This window comes from Clostridium grantii DSM 8605, assembly GCF_900129965.1.
Classification (GTDB): domain Bacteria; phylum Bacillota; class Clostridia; order Clostridiales; family Clostridiaceae; genus Clostridium_AF; species Clostridium_AF grantii.
In genome coordinates, this window is the sequence record NZ_FQXM01000065.1 from 1 (window position 1) to 2,901 (window position 2,901).

At 27.3% G+C, this 2,901-nt stretch carries 1 protein-coding gene and 2 pseudogenes; all 3 read right to left on the bottom strand.

The window, feature by feature from the left end:
* Positions 1 to 156 (bottom strand): annotated as a pseudogene (locus BUB83_RS21775) (PTS mannitol transporter subunit IIBC); the annotation flags it as partial.
* A gap of 11 nt (positions 157 to 167) precedes the next feature.
* Complete coding sequence (locus BUB83_RS20895) at positions 168 to 2,297, bottom strand: BglG family transcription antiterminator (RefSeq protein WP_084133750.1); 2,130 nt, start codon at positions 2,295 to 2,297, stop codon at positions 168 to 170.
* 202 nt (positions 2,298 to 2,499) lie between these two features.
* A pseudogene (locus BUB83_RS22830) lies at positions 2,500 to 2,901 on the bottom strand (PTS mannitol transporter subunit IIBC); the annotation flags it as partial.

Consider the following 2,901-nt stretch of genomic DNA (forward strand, 5'->3'; position numbering starts at 1 on the left):
TTCTTCATTTGGTAACCAACCTGTAGGTATAAATAATGCTGTAATTAATCCCCATGCAATAAATGCTCCGATATTTGGCATTACCATTCCACTTAAGAATCGTCCGAAAGATTGTGCTCTATCTTTTCCACCTTTTTTTACATTGATTGAACTCATTTAAATTCCTCCTATTTTCCTAAAGTTTTTTCATTTAAAAACTTATTTAGAATATCTTTAATATAATCTAAAATTAACTTCTCATCATCCTTTAATAAAGCATCGATAAAATCGTCATTTGTAACTAGGTTTTTACTTATTTCACTAATAATTTCAAGTTCTTTTGAATCTACTTTTAATGGTGCTAACATAATCATTGCTATTTTAATATCTTCATCTTTTTTTCTTAAACTTTCTTTTATTTTAACAATGCCTAGTTTTAAAGATTCAACTCCACTTGTTCTAGCATGTATTAATATTATCCCTTTACCCCTCAATATGGTACTGCCTGACTTTTCTCTATTTAAGAGGTCATGAGTAATAGTGTTTCTTGCTACTTTATCATCAGATATAATTAAACTTCCTTTTTCAATTAATTCATTTACACTTGATACTTTATCAAAATATTCTAAGAAATAACTATCTAATATACTTACTATTGCCTTACAATATTTAATTAAGTCCACAGCTTTTTCCCTTAAATCCGTTTTTTCAAAGCTTTTCTTAACTTCTATTTCCGCAGTGACCTTAACTTCAATTTTATCTAATTCAGTCATAAAATCATTTATCTTTTTTATATCATCTTCAATTAATAAAGGTGTTACATTAATAACAGGTATGTCACTTTTCTCAATTTGTACTGTAGATATTATAAAATCAATTCCATTTTCTTTTATCCAAATTTCGTCTATTTCTACAGTAGAAATTACATCTACTATTTTAATATTCTTGAATTCTTTCTCTAACCTTGTTGCTAACATCTTTGAAGATCCTATGCCACTTGTGCAAGTAACTATAACTCTATACATTCTTTTACTTAATAACTTTGCTTTTTCAATGGCTGATCCTAAATGCATTGTAATAAAGCCAATTTCAGAATCTGGTATTTCTTTGCTTAATTCTTTTTGTAAAAATGCTAAACTTTGTTTGCTTATTTCAAAATATTCTGAATATTTTTCTTTGATGTTATTCAATAATGGATTTCTAATGTCCATATTCATATTTAATCTTGTTATTGTAGGCTGTAAATGTGATACTAATCCTACAAGTAAATTTTTATCACTTTTTAACTTATATCCTGAAAGGTCCTCAGCTTTTCTAATAATTTTATTGGCTATTTTTATTAATTCGAAATTTCCAATAGAAAAATCTTCTTTTCTTTGATTAACATTTCTAATCTTTGAACCTTTTAGATGCATTGTCACATATCCAATTTCTTCTTCTGGTATATCAATTTTAAATTCCTCAGATATTTTTTTTATTATACTTTGGGCAACTTTATATTCTTCATTAAGTTTAAGTTCATATAACACTTCTTTTTTCATAGATATGTTTTCATTGTTCTTAATTCTTTTTATTGCTAATGCCAAATGCACCAATAACCCTACATAAGCACTATCTGTTAGTTTATACTCTATATTTTTTTCTGCTTCAGCAACTACTTTTTCTAATTTTATAATAGTTTCTTTTTCAATTAAATTTAACAACCTATCTCTTGTTTGTGTATTAAAACTGTCATTGTTATTATCTACTCTTACAGATATCTTTTCATTTATTAATTCCAAAATTTGTTTGCGGTCTAGATATTCGTATAATAAACTTATCATAGCTTTTCTAAAAGCAGTTTCTGTGCCTTCAATATAAACACCTAATCCTTGCTTTCTTATTAACACTAAATTATAATTTTTAATCCATTCTTCTACTTTATCTAAATCATGACTTATTGTTCCCTCTGATACATTAAATATAGTTGTAAAATAAAATAATTTTATTGGCTCATTGTTTTGTAAAAGTTCATTCAGTAAAAGTGATTGTCTTTCCTTAGGCGAAAAATTTCTTTCAACTTTTTCATCACTTAATAAAACTTTAAGTCGACTTTTTTCTTTCATGTTGGCTACTAAAGTAATTCCTACTCTAGGTTTTTTATTAAGTTCTAATCCATTTGATTTTATCCAACTCTCAACTTCCGACAGCTCTCTTAAAATTGTTCTTGAACTTACATCTAATGCTTCACTGATTTCTTTTACAGTTATAGGTCCATCCTTATCACATAAAACACTTATAATCGCCTTTACTCTTGAACTAATTTTAATATTAGGCATATTTCACCTCCCGTACCGAATGGTGACATATCTAAATAAGTCTTATCTATGTCTTAATTATAATATCCTGATTTCTTTAAATCAATTCAAAGATAAAGCTATTTGTCATGAATAAATACTGACAAAATTTAATATAACTAAATATAAAATCAGCAGCGAAAAAAATTCACTGCTGATTTTACAACATTTATTGAATACATTTTTATTTTTTTAATTTTTGAACTATTTCGTCATAAACAGGAGTACCCATGAAGTTTCCTATGGAAATATGCTCAGCATTTGGAGCTGCATTTTTAGCTCTAGATGATAAACTTTCTTGCGTAATTACAATATCCGCTTCTGCTGGTATTTGTTCTATAGCTGTATTTATAACCTTAATGTCTAATCCAGCATTTTGAACTTTCTTTCTAAGCGTAGATGCACCCATTGCACTAGATCCCATTCCAGCATCACATGCTACAACTATTAATTTAACATTTTTAGCTATTTTAACAACTGAAGATTCTTTTCCTTTTAAATCTACCATTTTAGCTTTTGCTTCTTCTAATTCTTCGTCATTACCTTTTCCTCTTTTAATGAAGAATCCAGCCACTAAGAAAGATAC